The sequence below is a fragment of the Flavobacterium galactosidilyticum genome (genome assembly GCF_020911945.1).
GTDB classification, from domain to species: Bacteria; Bacteroidota; Bacteroidia; order Flavobacteriales; family Flavobacteriaceae; genus Flavobacterium; species Flavobacterium galactosidilyticum.
In genome coordinates, this window is sequence record NZ_CP087135.1 from 1501998 (window position 1) to 1518091 (window position 16094).

13 protein-coding genes and 1 tRNA gene are annotated in these 16094 nt (G+C 34.1%); 12 read left to right on the forward strand and 2 right to left on the reverse strand.

What is annotated here, in order from left to right; genetic code table 11:
- Positions 1–21: 21 nt before the first annotated feature.
- The 10 genes from mraY (at position 22) to LNP27_RS06565 (ending at position 11469) form a co-directional block, all read left to right on the forward strand.
- Positions 22–1251 (forward strand): phospho-N-acetylmuramoyl-pentapeptide-transferase, encoded by a 1230-nt coding sequence (gene mraY / locus LNP27_RS06520; RefSeq protein ID WP_229943794.1) that lies wholly within the window; start codon positions 22–24, stop codon positions 1249–1251.
- A gap of 1 nt (position 1252) precedes the next feature.
- Positions 1253–2587, forward strand: coding sequence for a UDP-N-acetylmuramoyl-L-alanine--D-glutamate ligase (gene murD, locus LNP27_RS06525; RefSeq protein ID WP_229943795.1), 1335 nt, complete (start codon positions 1253–1255; stop codon positions 2585–2587).
- Between the two features lie 20 nt (positions 2588–2607).
- Positions 2608–3897 (forward strand): FtsW/RodA/SpoVE family cell cycle protein, encoded by a 1290-nt coding sequence (locus tag LNP27_RS06530; protein WP_229943796.1) that lies wholly within the window; start codon positions 2608–2610, stop codon positions 3895–3897.
- 22 nt (positions 3898–3919) lie between these two features.
- Complete coding sequence (murG, locus tag LNP27_RS06535) at positions 3920–5011, forward strand: undecaprenyldiphospho-muramoylpentapeptide beta-N-acetylglucosaminyltransferase (RefSeq protein ID WP_229943797.1); 1092 nt, start codon at positions 3920–3922, stop codon at positions 5009–5011.
- Positions 5012–5086: 75 nt separating this feature from the next.
- Positions 5087–6436, forward strand: coding sequence for a UDP-N-acetylmuramate--L-alanine ligase (murC, locus tag LNP27_RS06540; RefSeq protein WP_229943798.1), 1350 nt, complete (start codon positions 5087–5089; stop codon positions 6434–6436).
- A complete protein-coding gene (locus LNP27_RS06545; RefSeq protein ID WP_229943799.1) occupies positions 6423–7145 on the forward strand; it encodes a cell division protein FtsQ/DivIB in 723 nt (240 codons plus the stop codon). Before murC ends, LNP27_RS06545 begins: the two co-directional genes overlap by 14 nt.
- Positions 7146–7151: 6 nt before the next feature.
- The gene (gene ftsA / locus LNP27_RS06550; RefSeq protein ID WP_229943800.1) at positions 7152–8531 is read left to right on the forward strand and encodes a cell division protein FtsA; all 1380 of its coding nucleotides are present in this window, start codon (positions 7152–7154) and stop codon (positions 8529–8531) included.
- Between the two features lie 59 nt (positions 8532–8590).
- The gene (ftsZ, locus tag LNP27_RS06555; RefSeq protein ID WP_229943801.1) at positions 8591–10543 is read left to right on the forward strand and encodes a cell division protein FtsZ; all 1953 of its coding nucleotides are present in this window, start codon (positions 8591–8593) and stop codon (positions 10541–10543) included.
- 335 nt (positions 10544–10878) lie between these two features.
- Positions 10879–11328, forward strand: coding sequence for a GatB/YqeY domain-containing protein (locus tag LNP27_RS06560; RefSeq protein WP_229943802.1), 450 nt, complete (start codon positions 10879–10881; stop codon positions 11326–11328).
- A gap of 67 nt (positions 11329–11395) precedes the next feature.
- Positions 11396–11469: transfer RNA gene (locus tag LNP27_RS06565), tRNA-Arg, on the forward strand.
- A gap of 257 nt (positions 11470–11726) precedes the next feature.
- On the opposite strand, the gene rpmA is transcribed toward LNP27_RS06565, so the two are convergent.
- Together rpmA and rplU are read right to left on the reverse strand one after the other, a co-directional pair.
- Complete coding sequence (gene rpmA / locus LNP27_RS06570; RefSeq protein WP_026709571.1) at positions 11727–11993, reverse strand: 50S ribosomal protein L27; 267 nt, start codon at positions 11991–11993, stop codon at positions 11727–11729.
- Positions 11994–12015: 22 nt separating this feature from the next.
- Complete coding sequence (gene rplU / locus LNP27_RS06575) at positions 12016–12438, reverse strand: 50S ribosomal protein L21 (RefSeq protein ID WP_229943803.1); 423 nt, start codon at positions 12436–12438, stop codon at positions 12016–12018.
- Between the two features lie 234 nt (positions 12439–12672).
- Between rplU and LNP27_RS06580 the strand changes: the two genes are divergently transcribed.
- Positions 12673–13998 (forward strand): M16 family metallopeptidase, encoded by a 1326-nt coding sequence (locus tag LNP27_RS06580; protein WP_229943804.1) that lies wholly within the window; start codon positions 12673–12675, stop codon positions 13996–13998.
- An 11-nt stretch (positions 13999–14009) separates the two neighbouring features.
- Entirely contained in the window at positions 14010–16058 is a 2049-nt protein-coding gene (locus tag LNP27_RS06585; protein ID WP_229943805.1) for an insulinase family protein, read from the forward strand.
- The last annotated feature ends 36 nt before the right edge of the window (positions 16059–16094 follow it).

The following is a 16094-nucleotide window of genomic DNA, read 5'->3' on the forward strand; positions in this document are numbered from 1 at the left end:
CCAAATAATCCATAACCTAATATGCTATATTATTTATTTGAATATCTAGACAAAACATTGGATGTTTCCGGTACAGGAGTTTTTCAGTACATTACTGTTAGATCTGCGTTGGCTTTTATGCTATCACTGCTATTATCCACTATTTATGGAAAAAGAATTATTCAGTTTTTGCAGAGACAGCAAGTTGGTGAAACCGTGCGTGAACTTGGTTTAGCAGGTCAAAATGAAAAAGCAGGAACACCTACTATGGGTGGATTAATCATAATTTTTGCTACGCTTGTTCCGGTTATGCTTTTTGCCAAGTTGCATAATATTTATATTGTTATGTTGATAGTTACTACACTTTGGATGGGAACTATTGGTTTTATTGATGATTATATTAAAATTTTCAAAAAAGATAAAGAAGGTTTAAAAGGGATATTCAAAGTTGTTGGGCAAGTCGGGCTGGGGTTAATTGTTGGTTCAGTACTCTATTTCAGTCCAGCAGTTACAGTACGACAAGATACTGGAAAGATTAATATTTTTAATGTAACAACTGAAAATGTTATCGCTCCAGCGCCAGTAGAGGAGAAATCGACTGTTACTACAATTCCTTTTTTTAAAAATAATGAATTTGACTACGCTGAATTATTGGCTTGGACAGGTGATGGTTATCAAAAATGGGCATGGTTGGTTTTTATCCCTGTTGTAATTTTTATAATAACGGCCGTATCTAACGGTGCTAATTTAACTGATGGAATAGATGGACTTGCTGCTGGAACTTCTGCGGTGTCAGTCCTCGCTTTGGGAATATTTACGTTTGTTTCAGGGAATATTATTTTTTCCAATTATCTAAATATAATGTATATCCCTAATTCAGGGGAAATGACCGTTTTTATAGCTGCTTTTGTTGGTGCACTCATCGGTTTTTTATGGTATAATTCCTATCCTGCTTCTGTTTTTATGGGTGATACTGGTAGTTTGACTATTGGAGGAATTATTGCAGTTCTCGCAATTGCCGTTCGTAAAGAAATGTTGATTCCATTATTATGCGGAATTTTTCTAGTCGAAAATTTCTCTGTGGTTCTTCAAGTTAGCTATTTTAAATACACAAAGAAACGCTTTGGCGAAGGCCGAAGAATATTTTTAATGTCGCCGTTGCATCATCATTATCAGAAAAAAGGATACCACGAAAGTAAAATTGTGACTAGATTTTGGATTGTTGCCATAATGCTAGCCATATTATCAATTATTACTTTAAAACTAAGATAGTATGAGGCTCGTAATTCTAGGCGGAGGAGAGAGCGGTGTAGGTACTGCAATTCTGGGTAAGAAAAAAGGATACGATGTATTTGTGTCTGATTTTGGAAAGATAAAAGGGAATTATAAAGAAGTTCTCCTTATAAATGGAATTCAATGGGAAGATGAAAAACACACGGAAGATCTGATTCTGAATGCTGATGTTGTAATGAAAAGTCCCGGAATTCCAGATAAATCACCAATAGTGAGGAAGCTGAAAGAGAAAGGAATTCCAGTCATTTCAGAAATTGAGTTTGCAGCACCTTTTACAAATGCAGCAATTATTGGGATTACAGGTAGTAATGGTAAAACGACAACTACGATGCTAACCCACCACTTGCTTAAATCGGCAGGATTAAATGTTGGATTGGGAGGTAATATAGGAAAGAGTTTTGCTTGGCAAGTTGCTGAAAATAAATATGATTCCTATGTGTTAGAGTTAAGTAGTTTTCAGCTGGATGGCATTAAGAATTTCAAGCCGCATATTGCCATAATTACAAATATTAGCCCGGATCATTTAGATCGATACGATTATAAATATGAAAATTATATTGATTCGAAATTTAGAATATCAATGAATCAAACTGAGGAGGATTACCTCATATATGACGCGGATGATGAAGCTATCGAACACTGGCTGAGCACGCACAAAGTAAAAGCAAAATTAATTCCTTTCTCATTGACTAAAACTTTCAACGAAGGAGCATACATAAACAACAACAGCAAAATGGAAATTAAAATCAGTCAAGACGAGTTTACAATGGATACAGAATACATTGCCTTAGAAGGAAAACATAACATGAAAAATGCAATGGCAGCAACATCTGTAGCAAAATTAATGCAAATAAGAAAGGCTACAATTAGAGAAAGTCTTTCAAATTTTCAAGGAGTAGAACACCGTCTTGAGAAAGTTTTGAAAATTCAAAATGTTCAATATATAAACGATTCAAAGGCAACTAATGTAAACGCTAGTTTTTTTGCTCTTGACAGTATGAATACACCAACTGTTTGGATTGTTGGAGGTGTTGATAAAGGAAATGATTACAATGAGTTGATGTCGCTAGTTCGTGAGAAAGTGAAGGCGATTATCTGTCTTGGTGTTGATAATAAAAAGATCATTGATGTTTTTGGAAATGTTGTTGACATTATGGTTGAAGTTGATAATATGAATGATGCTGTAAAAATGGCACAACGTTTAACTGAAAAAGGAGATTCAGTATTATTGTCACCTGCTTGTGCAAGTTTTGATTTATTTGAAAGCTATGAAGACAGAGGAAATCAATTTAAACAAGCGGTTAAGCATTTGTAGTCAATTTTAAAAATATAAAAATGAAGCAATTAATAGGTAATTTAAAAGGAGATAAAGGGATCTGGTCATTCGTGGCCTTACTAGCCTTATTTTCGTTTATGCCTGTTTTTAGTGCGAGTAGTAACTTGGCCTATTTAGGACATGGAACAGGAAATACTTTAGGGTATTTAATGAAACATTTAGGACATATTTGTTGCGGTTTTGCAATTATATATTTTATTCATAAAGTTCCTTATCATTATTTTAGATCAATATCAAAATGGATATTGCCGGTTGTATGGCTTATTTTGGCCTTTACAATGATAAAAGGAACAGTGATTGGTGGGGCAAATGCAAGTAGGTGGTTACAAATTCCATTTGTTGGTATTTCGTTTCAACCATCCGCTTTTGCGGCATTAGTATTGTTTGTTTTTGTAGCGCGTTATTTATCAAAAACAAGAGAGAAGCCTATTGATTTTGTAGAGTCTTTGAAAGAGTTGTGGCTGCCAGTTTTTATAACTTTAATGTTCATTCTTCCTTCAAATTTTTCTACTACAGCATTAATATTTTCGATGATATTAATGTTAGTATTTATTGGGAAGTACCCCATGAAATACATTGCAATCATTGTAGGCTCTGGGATTATCTTTCTTGCTTTCTTTATTTTGATTTCGAAAGCTTTTCCAGATGCCAAATTTTTTAATAGAGTAAGTACTTGGGAAAGCCGTATTGAAAATTTTAGCACTGATAAACCAGATGAAGATGATTATCAAATAGAGAAAGCAAAAATTGCTATTGCATCTGGTATGATTTATGGATTAGGGCCTGGTAAGAGTATTCAAAAGAATTTTTTACCTCAATCTTCTTCGGATTTTATTTATGCAATTATTGTTGAAGAATATGGCTTAGTAGGTGGATTACTCGTTTTATCATTGTATTTACTATTGCTTTTTAGATTTGTAGTTGCTTCTCACAAAGCCAATACGCTATTTGGAAAACTTGTAGTAATAGGTCTTGGTTTCCCCATGATTTTTCAAGCGATGATCAATATGGCTGTAGCAGTAGAGCTGCTGCCAGTTACGGGACAAACCTTACCCCTGATTAGTAGCGGTGGAACTTCTATTTGGATGACTTGTATCGCACTAGGAATTATCATTGGAGTAACCAAGAAAGAGGAGGAAATTACGCAGGAACTAAAAGATGCTGCTAAAAGGGAAGAAGCGCTTCAGAAATTAATCGATAGAGAATTAGAACAGGATGATGTTTTAGGCGAGGAGTATTCAATCGCTGACAATTCGAAAAATCCAATGCAGGCAGTTTTAAATAAATAATAAACGCAGTAATAAAAAGAAAATGAAACCATACAAATTCATATTAAGCGGTGGCGGAACTGGCGGACATATCTATCCGGCAATTGCTATTGCAAATGAATTAAAATCTCGTTTTCCAGATGCTGAATTCCTTTTTGTAGGAGCCAAAGATAAAATGGAAATGCAAAAAGTGCCTCAAGCTGGATATGCTATAGAGGGACTTTGGATTGCAGGGTTACAAAGGCGGTTGACATTTGATAATGCTGCTTTTCCAATAAAACTTTTAATTAGTCTGTGGAAATCGAGAAATATTATAAAAAAATTTAAACCAGATGTTGTCATTGGAACAGGCGGTTTCGCAAGCGGGCCACTTTTACAAATGGCAAATAGTTTGAATATTCCGACAGTTATTCAGGAACAAAATTCATTTCCAGGAATTACTAATAAGTTGTTGAGTAAAAAAGCAAACAAGATTTGTGTTGCTTACGAGAATTTAGAGCATTTTTTTCCGAAGGAAAAAATGATATTAACTGGTAATCCAGTTCGTCAAGATGTGTTAGATATAGATTCTAAAAGAAGTGAGGCAATTTCGTATTTTAATTTAGATGACAATAAAAAGACGCTATTAATTCTTGGCGGAAGCTTAGGCTCTAGAAGAATTAATCAGTTAATCGAAAAAGAATTAGATTTTCTACTAGCGCTAGGAATACAAATTTTTTGGCAATGTGGGAACTTTTATATGGCGGAGTACAAACGTTTCTCTGATAAAGAAGACGTACAAGTAGTTTCGTTTATTGATAGAATGGATTTGATTTACGCAGCTGCTGATTTTGTCATTTCTCGTGCAGGAGCATCGTCAGTATCGGAATTGTGCTTAGTTGGAAAACCAACAATTTTTATCCCTTCTCCAAATGTGGCTGAAGATCATCAGACCAAGAATGGCAAAGCAATTGTAGATAAAAAAGGGGCATTGCTGATTAAAGAAAACGAATTAGACGAAAAATTTGAATCGGTTTTTAATACGTTAATACACGATGAAAATTTGCAGACTAATTTGAGTTTAAATATGAAGAAATTAGCAAAGCCAAATGCAACAAAAGATATCGTTGAAGAGATAATAAAATTAATAAAATAGTCAGTCAAGAATTCAGAAATCAACACTAATGTTGAAAATTGAAAGTCCCATTGAAATTTTAAATTTAAATTGTAAATGAATTTGAACCAAATAAATAACGTCTACTTTATAGGAATCGGAGGAATCGGGATGAGTAATCTTGCGCGCTATTTCAAGAACTTAGGAAAAAGAGTTGTTGGATACGACAAAACACCGTCTGCTCTTACTGATGAATTAATTGCAAGCGGAATTTCTATTCACTTTGAAGATGCTATTGATTTAATTCCTAACGATTTTTATGTCGAAAATACGTTAGTGGTCGTTACGCCTGCAGTTCCTATTACGCATTCAGAGTGGAACTATTTCACAGAGAGAAATTTTGAAATAAAAAAGAGATCGGAAGTTTTAGGATTAATTACTAAAGATACTTTTTGTTTTGCAGTAGCTGGAACGCATGGTAAAACAACAACATCGGGCATTTTAGGACACATTATGTACGAAAGTGGAGCTGATGTCACTGCGTTTATTGGTGGAATAGTAGAAAATTACAATTCGAATTTAATAGGTAGTGGTAAAACAATAACTGTAGTCGAGGCGGATGAGTTCGATCGTTCTTTCCTGCATTTGCATCCTAATATTGCGTGTATTACATCAATGGATGCAGATCATTTAGATATATATGGGACTAGTGAAGCAATCGAGGAATCTTTCGTCGAATTTGCTAATAAAATTGAGGATAAGTCACATCTCTTTATCACAAATGAATTGCCAATTGAAGGTGTAATTTGTTCAGTGAATGAAGAGGCTATTTACAAAGCGTTTAATGTTAGAGTAGGAAACGGTAGTTACATTTTTGATGTGCAAACCCCTACGGAAGTGATTAAGGATTTACATTTTGGCTTGCCAGGACGACATAATTTAATGAATGCACTTATGGCTATTGCAATGGCTAATTTATTCGGCACCCCAACCGTTGAAATTGCAAAAGCCATCGCTTCATTTAAAGGAATTAAAAGAAGATTTTCATACCAAATAAAAACAGAGTCTAAAGTTTATATAGATGATTACGCACATCATCCTACAGAGATAAATGCTGTATATCAGGCGGTTCGAGAATTATATCCAGGACAAAAAGTGCTTGCTGTTTTTCAACCGCATTTATTCAGTAGAACAAAAGATTTTGCTGACGATTTTGCAAAAAGTTTATCAGCATTTGACGAAGTCATATTATTAGACATTTATCCAGCTCGTGAATTACCTATGGAAGGAATAAATTCGAAATGGCTTATGGATAAAATGACAAATAATAGTAAAAAATTAATTACAAAAAGTGATTTAGTTTCATCGATTTTAGCGAGTGATGCAAGTATTATTGTGACGATTGGTGCAGGCGATATTGGAGAATTAGTACCCACAATTAAAAAAGCGATAAATGAAACTCTTTAATTGGACAAATATTAGGCTATTGCTGATGTTCGTTGTGGTGATTTTTTTATTTTCATTTACGTCAAAACGAAATTTAAATAGAAAATTAACCAAATGTACAGTTGCTTTTGTAGGGGATAACGCTCCTTTTGTTAAGCAAGAAACGGTTAATAAATTGTTAATAGAATATAATAGTGAGGTGTCCAGCATTCAAAAAGTTAATTTAGATTTGAATAAGTTGGAAAAAAGCCTCAATTCGCAAGAAATGATTGAAAAATCAGACGTTTTTGTGAGCATTGATGGCGTGTTAAAAGCAGTAGTAAAACAAAAAACTCCTATTGCTAGAATTTTTGATAATGATGGTTCTTTTTATGTTGATTATAAGGGAAATAGAATGCCGTTATCAGCTAATTTTACAGCTAGAGTTCCGCTTGTTTTAGGAGAGATAAATAAAAATAACAATGACGATTTAGCTGAATTATTTCGCATAATTTATGATGATCCCTTTTTGAAGAAAAACATCATCGGAATTGAAATTATGACGGATGGTAGCTTAAAAATGCACAACAGAAATTTTGATTATCAAATAGATTTCGGTAAATTGAATAATGTTGAGCATAAGTTTAAAAATTATAAAGCTTTTTTTCAAAAAGCAGTTTTAGATAGTTCGTTGTATAAATATAAAAAAGTTGATCTCCGATTTACGGAACAAGTAGTTTGCACTAAATAATAGATAATGGAAAAAGAGAATATTGCAGTAGGTCTAGATATTGGGACAACTAAAATAGTTGCCATGATAGGTAAAAAGAATGAATATGGTAAACTTGAAATTTTAGGTATTGGAAAATCTAAAAGTTTGGGAGTGGCCAGAGGTGTTGTAAATAACATTACTAAAACCATACTATCTATACAGCAAGCAGTTCTAGAAGCAGAGAATAACTCTGGTTATAAAATAAAAGATGTGGTAGTTGGAATCGCCGGTCAACACATTCGTAGTATTCAGCATACAGACTACATTAGTAGACACAATCCTGAAGAAGTAATTGGAGGAAACGATATTCAACTCTTGATAGATCAAGTTAATAAATTGGCTATGTTGCCTGGGGAAGAAATTATCCACGTTTTACCTCAAGAATTTAAAATTGATGGTCAATCTGAGATAAAAGAACCTATAGGAATGTATGGCGGACGATTAGAAGCAAGCTTTCACGTTGTGGTTGGGCAAGCAGCATCAATTCGTAATGTAGGTAGATGTATTCAAAGTTCAGGAATTGAATTATCAGGATTAACATTAGAGCCATTATCATCAGCTGATGCGGTGTTAAGTCAGGAAGAAAAAGAAGCAGGTGTTGCGTTGATTGATATAGGAGGAGGAACTACTGACTTAGCCATTTTTAAAGATGGAATTATTCGTCATACTGCCGTAATCCCTTTTGGAGGTAATGTAATTACTGATGATATTAAGGAAGGATGTTCTATAATTGAAAAACAAGCCGAATTATTGAAAGTAAAATTTGGTTCAGCTTGGCCGGGAGAAAATAAAGACAACGAGATTGTTTCTATTCCTGGATTGAGAGGGAGAGAGCCCAAAGAAATTTCTTTGAAGAATCTTTCTAAAATAATTCATGCTCGGGTTGTAGAAATTGTTGACTTGGTTTTTACAGAAATAAAAGCGTACGGTCATGAAGATCCACGTAAAAAGTTAATCGCAGGAATTGTACTTACTGGTGGTGGAGCAGAGTTGAAGCACATCAAGCAATTAGTGGAGTATATAACGGGAATGGATACAAGAATTGGATATCCAAATGAGCATTTAGCTGGAAATTCAGACGAGGAAATCTCAAGCCCTTTATATGCAACTGTAGTAGGACTTGTAATGAAAAGTATTGAGAACAACACACAGAGTGCGGTTAGATTAGATGCTATTGAGCAACCAAAAGCACCTGTTTATAGACCGGCTGTTGTTCAAGCTCCAGTTGAAGAGGTTTATAAGCACGAAGATGAGGAGGAGCAAATTTCGAATGAAAAGCAAAATTCTACAGTTAATAGAATTCAGCGCAATTTCTTTGATCGTTACGTAGATAAGATCAAAGACTTTTTAGATAATGCAGAATAAAAGGTTAGGTCTAAAAAAAATAAGAATTAATAATATAGCAATTTCAAAAACCAAATAAAATGATGAGCGACTCAGAATTTGGAAGTATTTCATTTGATTTACCAAAGAATCAATCAAATGTAATAAAAGTTATAGGTGTAGGTGGAGGCGGAAGTAACGCTATAAATCACATGTTCAAGCAGGGAATAAAAGGCGTAGATTTTATCGTATGTAATACGGATTCTCAAGCTTTGCAGAGTAGTTCTGTGCCCAATAAAATTCAGTTAGGAGTTCACTTAACAGAAGGACTTGGTGCTGGAGCAAACCCTGATGTAGGACAGCAATCGGCTATTGAAAGTATTTCTGATATTGAAAAAATGTTGGACCGCAATACTAAAATGGTGTTCATTACTGCAGGAATGGGTGGTGGAACTGGAACTGGTGCTGCGCCGGTAATTGCACAATTAGCTAAAGAAAGAGATATTCTTACGGTAGGAATTGTAACATTACCTTTCTTATTTGAAGGCAAAGTACGTCAGGAACAAGCGTTAATTGGTATCGAAAAATTGCGCAAGCAAGTGGATTCGCTTATCGTTATCAATAACAACAAGTTAAGAGAAGTATATGGTAATCTTGGTTTCAAAGCAGGATTCTCAAAAGCAGATGAAGTTTTAGCAACAGCCTCAAGAGGAATTGCTGAAGTAATTACACATCACTACACTCAAAATATCGATTTAAGAGACGCTAAAACGGTATTGTTTAATAGCGGAACTGCTATTATGGGTTCGTCTGTTTCTGCAGGCGAGAACAGAGCTAAGGAAGCTATTATTGCGGCTTTAGATTCACCTTTATTAAATGATAATAAAATTACAGGTGCTAAAAACGTATTGTTGCTTATCGTTTCTGGTACTAATGAAATTACAATTGATGAAATTGGTGAAATCAATGACCATATCCAAGTAGAAGCAGGTCACAATGCTAATATAATCATGGGTGTTGGTGAGGATGAGTCGCTAGGGGATTCTATTGCAGTTACAATTATTGCAACAGGATTTGATATCGAGCAACAAAATGAAATTGTAAATACAGAGCCTAAAAAAATAATCCATACACTGGAGGATGAACAAAGAAGTGTTTATAACCTAAGTAATAAATCGGTCACTGCATTTGATTTGAATACTGAAACGCCAATTTCAAATTCAACTGAAAGAGTAGTATTTGATCTATTAGAAGATACAGTTGTAGCTCCTGCACCAGTTTTCGCTCCTGAGCCAGTAGTTACAGAGCCTACAGTCGTAAAAGATGACTTAGTGGTTATGTCTGAATTTATCAAAAATTTAGATGTTACTTTCGAAATTGTTTCTCCAATTACAGATATTGATTTTACAATTTCTTCACCTGCAGCTGAAGTAAAAGTACCACAACCAAAGGTGATCGAGAGACAAGAGCAAACTGCTTTTTCTTTTGATTTGCCACTTTTCAAAAGTGAGCCTGTCGAGCAAGTGCAAGAAAAAAAAGTTGCATTCGAATTAACGACTGATATTCATGATATGAAAGTCAATGATGCAGTACAATTTGTTCCTGTAACTGAGTTGAGTGACAAAGGTATCATCAAGTATTCTCTTGAAGAGTTTATGGACGAAGAGCCTGAATTTACAGCGAAGCCAGTTGCAAAAGCCCCTGAAGTTGTAATCCCAGCTGAACTGAACATCACTATGAAGCAAGTAGAGAAATCAGTACATACAGCAGCTGATTTCGAACCAATTTCTCCTATGGAAATGACTATTGAAGAGTCATTGCGTATGCGTGCAGATGAGAGACGTAAAAAACTAAAAGAATTCAACTATAAGTTTCATAACAATGTTTCTAAGATAGATGAGTACGAAAAAGAGCCTGCTTACAAACGATTAGGAATAGATATATCAAACAATCAAGCAAACAATTCAAACTCAAGAATCTCTGTTGGTACTGACAGTAATAATGATTTGCAATTGCGTTCAAATAATTCCTATTTACATGACAATGTAGATTAATGAATTCAAGTTTAAAAAAAATAACCCGAAAATTCAATTTAATTTTCGGGTTATTTTTTTATATAATTAGAGGGGCTCAATATATTGTCAGTTCCAGTAAATTTTTCTAAATTTGTCGGGCCTTAATCCAGCTGATATTACAAGCTTTTTATCGAAAATGCTTTTTTCTAAGTACTTAAAAGAGCTTCTAAAGTCGCTTTATAAGTCCAAGAAAAAATACATTTTCTCATAAAAAGGCTTTTCATTTACATCTGGGGCAGTACTTTAGTGTTCCGCTTAAAGTGTCGCTTAAAAAAAGGAAAATCCAATTTCAAAAATCTAAAATTCAAAATACAATGAGTTTATCAGTATTAATCATGGACGATATTAAAGCCGCCATGAGAGCAAAAGATACAGTAGCATTAGAGGCACTTAGAGCTATCAAATCTGAAATATTATTAGCACAAACAGCATCAGGATCAAAAGAGGAAATCTCTGCTGATGACGAAGTAAAATTGCTACAAAGATTAGTAAAAACGCGTAAAGAAAGTGCTAGAATTTTTACAGAGCAAAACCGTTTGGATTTGGCCGAACCAGAGTTGGCACAAATCGCAGTAATCGAAAAATTCTTACCAGCCCAATTAACAGAAACAGAAGTTGAAGCAGTAATTGCAAAAATCATCGCTGAAACTGGAGCGTCAGGAATAGCATCAATGGGAAAAGTAATGGGATTAGCTTCGACACAATTAGGTGGAACAGCAGAAGGAAAAACTATTTCTACAATTGTAAAGAAATTATTGGTTTAGGTATCAGTTGATTAACAATTTTAAATCACAGATCTAATATTATTAGTCAATAATCTAAAATCAAATTGGCTGCGTAGTTCAACTGGATAGAATATCAGATTTCGACTCTGAGGGTTGCAGGTTCGAACCCTGTCGCGGCCACTAGGAACTTAAAAAGCTTCTAAAATAACTTGTTATTATGCTTAAAACGCTCTATTTAGGGCGTTTTTTTATGTCTAAAATAAACGAGTCAGTATTTTTTAATCCAATCTCAGATTGTAAGTATTGAGTGTTCTTTTTTAGAAGCAGTTTGTTATGCTAGAGGCGACTCAATTAAAATATAATATGTCGCTCAAATTTCCATAAAAAAAAACCTTTAGATTTCTCTAAAGGTTTTTTTTGTCTCGAAAACAATTCAATTATGCTTCAACTTCAAATGGAAGTATAGATACATACGATTTGTTGTCTCTTTTCTTTTGGAACTTAACAACTCCATCTACTCTTGCGTGTAGTGTGTGATCTTTACTGATGTAAACATTTTCACCTGGATTGTGTTTTGAACCTCTTTGTCTTACGATGATGTTCCCAGCAATAGCAGCTTGACCACCAAAAATCTTAACGCCTAAACGTTTTGATTCTGATTCTCTACCATTCTTCGAACTACCGACACCTTTCTTGTGAGCCATGACGTATTAGTTTATTTTGTTATTATTCTTTAGTATCTTCTTTTTTAGCTTTAGCTACTTTTTTCTTAGGAGCTTCTGCTTCTTCTGTGCTTGCTTCAACTGCTGCTTTTTTAGGAGCTGCTTTTTTAGCACCTGCACCAGTAATACCTTCAATTACAATTTGAGTAAGATATTGTCTGTGACCGTTTCTCTTTTTGTATCCTTTTCTTCTTTTCTTTTTGAAAACGATAACTTTATCTCCTTTTAAGTGTTGTAACACTTTAGCTTCTACTGAAGCACCTTCTATAGCTGGGGCGCCTAAAGTGATTGCTCCGTTGTCATCTAATAAAAGAACTTTGTCAAATGAAACACTTGAACCTTCTTCATTAGTCAAACGGTTAACATAAACCTTTAAGTCTTTGCTTACTTTGAACTGTTGCCCTGCTATCTCTACGATTGCATACATACTGAATTGTTTTAATAATTTTTAAGGTTGCAAATATACAATTATAAATTTAACTTGCAATCTGTAAAATAAAAAATATTGATTATCTCTAATAGGCTGATTTATTGTGTTGTAATATCTTACTCGAGAAAGTAGAGATGAACAATTGTTAAAGTAGAGTTACGTGTCCTTTTTTGATGTAACAAAAACAGAAAAGCGCTACTTATTCAGGATATCAATAAAATTATTAACCTTATGAAAAAATCATTAATGGCGTTAGGTGCTTTGTTTATGCTAGGAGGAGTGGCTTCTGCTCAGAAAGTTACATTTGAGGAGTACAAGTTGGATAATGGCTTACATGTTATTTTGCACAATGACCCGTCCGCTCCTACAGTAATTACATCTGTTATGTATCACGTGGGTGCGAAAGATGAAAATCCAGAACGTACTGGTTTTGCACACTTTTTTGAACATTTACTGTTTGAAGGTACGGAGAATATAAAACGCGGCGAATGGTTTAAGATTGTTACTAGTAACGGTGGAGTGAATAATGCTAATACCACTGACGATAGAACATACTATTATGAAGTTTTTCCGTCTAATGGTTTAGAATTAGGATTATGGATGGAAGCTGAAAGAATGTTGCACCCTATTATTAACCAAATTGGAGTGTCAACGCAAAATGAAGTAGTAAAAGAAGAGAAAAGACTTCGTGTTGATAATCAGCCGTACGGAAGTTTTCTTGCAGAAGTAAAAAAGAATATATTTAAAAAACATCCTTATCGTTGGGCCACTATCGGTTCTATGGATCATTTAGATGCTGCTACATTAGAAGAGTTTCAAGCTTTCAACAAGAAATTTTATGTTCCTAACAATGCTGTTTTAGTTGTAGCGGGTGATTTTAAAAAAGAACAAGCTAAAGAGTGGATTCAAAAATATTTTGGACCTATCAAAAAAGGGGCTGCTATTAAAAGAGAAACTTTTGTTGAAGAGCCAATTACTCAAACAATTAGAGCTAAATTTGAAGATGCTAACATTCAAATACCTGCAATTGTAACAGCGTATAGAACGCCCTCTATGAAAACTAGAGATGCAAGAGTGTTAGATTTGATTTCTTCAATATTAACTGATGGGAAAAGTTCTAGATTGTACAAGAAAATTGTTGACGATAAGAAGATGGCTTTACAAATAGGTGCTTTTAGTATTAGTCAAGAAGATTATGGTACTTATATTATTTACGGCCTGCCTCAAGCTCCAAATACTGCAGAAGATATTCTTAAAGAAATGGACTTGGAAATTGTAAAACTACAAACCGAATTAATTTCTGAAAAGGATTTACAGAAGCTTCAAAATAAATTTGAAAACCAATATGTAAATGATAACTCAACTATCGAAGGAATTGCAGATAATTTAGCTTCTTTTTATTTATTGTATGGTGATGTAAACTTAATCAATACTGAAATTGATATTTATCATTCTATTACTCGCGAAGAGATTAGAGATGTTGCTAAAAAATATTTGAATCCAAACCAGAGATTAGTTTTGGATTATGTTCCATCAAAAGATAAAGCCCAAAACTAAGATATATCAAAATGAAAAAATCAATATTAATTTTATCAAGCTTGTTCCTAACGATAATTATGCAAGGACAAATCATCCCTCAGCCAAAACTTGGAGTAGCTCCGACAGTACAAATTGGAAAGCCATTGATCTTTGAGTTAAAAAATGGGTTAAAAGTTATGGTTGTCGAAAACCATAAATTACCTAGAGTATCTTTTAGTCTTACCTTAGATAATGATCCGTACATTCAAGGGGACAAAAAAGGAGTTGCTGAAATGACAAGCACGTTATTAGGTAGCGGAACTTCTAAAATTTCTAAAACAGCTTTTAACGAAGAAGTAGATTTTTTAGGTGCAAATATCAAATTTGGTTCAAATGGGGCTTCAGCAAGTACCTTATCTAAATATTCAGGTAGAGTTTTAGAATTGATGGGCGATGGTGCATTAAATCCAAATTTTACTCAAGCAGAATTCGACAAAGAAAAAGAGAAACTTATTGAAGGCTTAAAAGCTAATGAGAAAAGTGTATCTGCTGTCGCTAGACGTGTTGTCGACGTTTTGACTTACGGTAAAAATCATCCTTCGGGAGAATATTTAAGTGAAGCTACACTTAAAAATGTAACTCTAGAAGATGTAAAGTCAAATTACAGCACCTATTTTGTTCCCAATAACGCCTATCTTATTATTGTAGGAGATGTAAAATTTAAGGAAACCAAGAAAATGGTTGAGAAACTCTTTGGTTCATGGAAGAAAGCAATTGCTCCTTCTGTTATTTATAATGACCCAAAAGATGTTGCACAAACTCAAATTAACGTTATTGATATGCCAAACGCAGTTCAGTCTGAAATTGCTGTTGTAAATATCTCTAATCTTAAAATGACTGACCCTGATTATTTTGCTGTTTTGATAGCTAACCAAATCCTTGGTGGTGATTTTAACAGTTATATCAATATGAATTTAAGAGAAGTTCACGCTTGGACCTATGGCGCTGGAACATCTATTAATGGTGACAAACGTGTTTCTACTTTCAGTGCTTCGACACAGGTTCGTAACGCTGTAACGGATAGTGCGGTTGTTGAAATAATGAAGGAATATAAGAAAATCAGAACTGAAAAAGTTGCTGAAGATATGTTAGCTAGCGTAAAAGCGGGATATATTGGTCGTTTCGTAATGCAAATTGAAAAACCACAAACAGTTGCCGGATATGCATTAAGAATTCAATCACAAGGTTTGCCTGGTGACTTCTACGAAAACTACATCAAAAATATTAGCGCAGTAACTGCAGATGATGTTTTGCGAGTTGCGAATAAATATTTCTTAATAGATAATAGTAGAATTGTAATCGTAGGAAAAGCATCGGATGTAGCACCTGGTTTAGAAAAACTCAAAATGCCAGTTTTCTACTTTGACAAATACGGTAATCCAACTGCTAAACCAGAATTCAAAAAACCGGTTCCAGCTGGAGTAACAGCAAAAAGCGTTATAGATAATTACCTAAAAGTTATTGGTGGAGAAAAAGCAGCTTCGGCGGTAAAAACAATTGCTATGAGCGGTACGACAACTATTCCTCAAGCGCCATCTCCGTTAAGTTTTACTTCAAAAATTGATGCTAAAGGAAAGCTTATGGTTGAATTAGCGATGGGAACGATGAGCTTGATGAAACAAGTTTTAAATGACAAAGGTGGCTATGTAATGCAACAAGGACAACGTCAAAATATTGAAGGGGTAACACTTGCAGAAATGAAAGCGGCTGCTGTACCATTTGAAGAATTATCTCTTGCTAAAAAAACGGGATTAACAGTAGAAAGCATCGAATCAATCAATGGTAAAGACGCTTATGCTATCAAAAATGGCAAAACAACATTGTTTTATGATGTTACTTCAGGTTTAAAACTGGCAGAATCTAAAATAATGGAACAAGGTGGAAAGAGTATTACTCAAACTACTAATTATAGTGATTACAAAGAAGTAAAAGGAGTTAAAGTACCTTTTAATATTATACAAAATGTTGGTTTTGAATTAGACATAAAAATGTCTGATGTAAAAATCAATGAAGGTGTTTCTGATGCTGATTTTCTATAATCAATTTCAGAATTAGCAAACAAAGGCTGTCTATAT

What these genes read in the sequence shown, in the direction of transcription:
- mraY (WP_229943794.1), top strand. Translation starts at nt 22, where the DNA reads ATGCTATATTATTTATTTGAATATCTAGACAAAACATTGGATGTTTCC.
- murD (WP_229943795.1), top strand. Translation starts at nt 1,253, where the DNA reads ATGAGGCTCGTAATTCTAGGCGGAGGAGAGAGCGGTGTAGGTACTGCA.
- LNP27_RS06530 (WP_229943796.1), top strand. Translation starts at nt 2,608, where the DNA reads ATGAAGCAATTAATAGGTAATTTAAAAGGAGATAAAGGGATCTGGTCA.
- murG (WP_229943797.1), top strand. Translation starts at nt 3,920, where the DNA reads ATGAAACCATACAAATTCATATTAAGCGGTGGCGGAACTGGCGGACAT.
- murC (WP_229943798.1), top strand. Translation starts at nt 5,087, where the DNA reads ATGAATTTGAACCAAATAAATAACGTCTACTTTATAGGAATCGGAGGA.
- LNP27_RS06545 (WP_229943799.1), top strand. Translation starts at nt 6,423, where the DNA reads ATGAAACTCTTTAATTGGACAAATATTAGGCTATTGCTGATGTTCGTT.
- ftsA (WP_229943800.1), top strand. Translation starts at nt 7,152, where the DNA reads ATGGAAAAAGAGAATATTGCAGTAGGTCTAGATATTGGGACAACTAAA.
- ftsZ (WP_229943801.1), top strand. Translation starts at nt 8,591, where the DNA reads ATGATGAGCGACTCAGAATTTGGAAGTATTTCATTTGATTTACCAAAG.
- LNP27_RS06560 (WP_229943802.1), top strand. Translation starts at nt 10,879, where the DNA reads ATGAGTTTATCAGTATTAATCATGGACGATATTAAAGCCGCCATGAGA.
- rpmA (WP_026709571.1), bottom strand. Translation starts at nt 11,993, where the DNA reads ATGGCTCACAAGAAAGGTGTCGGTAGTTCGAAGAATGGTAGAGAATCA.
- rplU (WP_229943803.1), bottom strand. Translation starts at nt 12,438, where the DNA reads ATGTATGCAATCGTAGAGATAGCAGGGCAACAGTTCAAAGTAAGCAAA.
- LNP27_RS06580 (WP_229943804.1), top strand. Translation starts at nt 12,673, where the DNA reads ATGAAAAAATCATTAATGGCGTTAGGTGCTTTGTTTATGCTAGGAGGA.
- LNP27_RS06585 (WP_229943805.1), top strand. Translation starts at nt 14,010, where the DNA reads ATGAAAAAATCAATATTAATTTTATCAAGCTTGTTCCTAACGATAATT.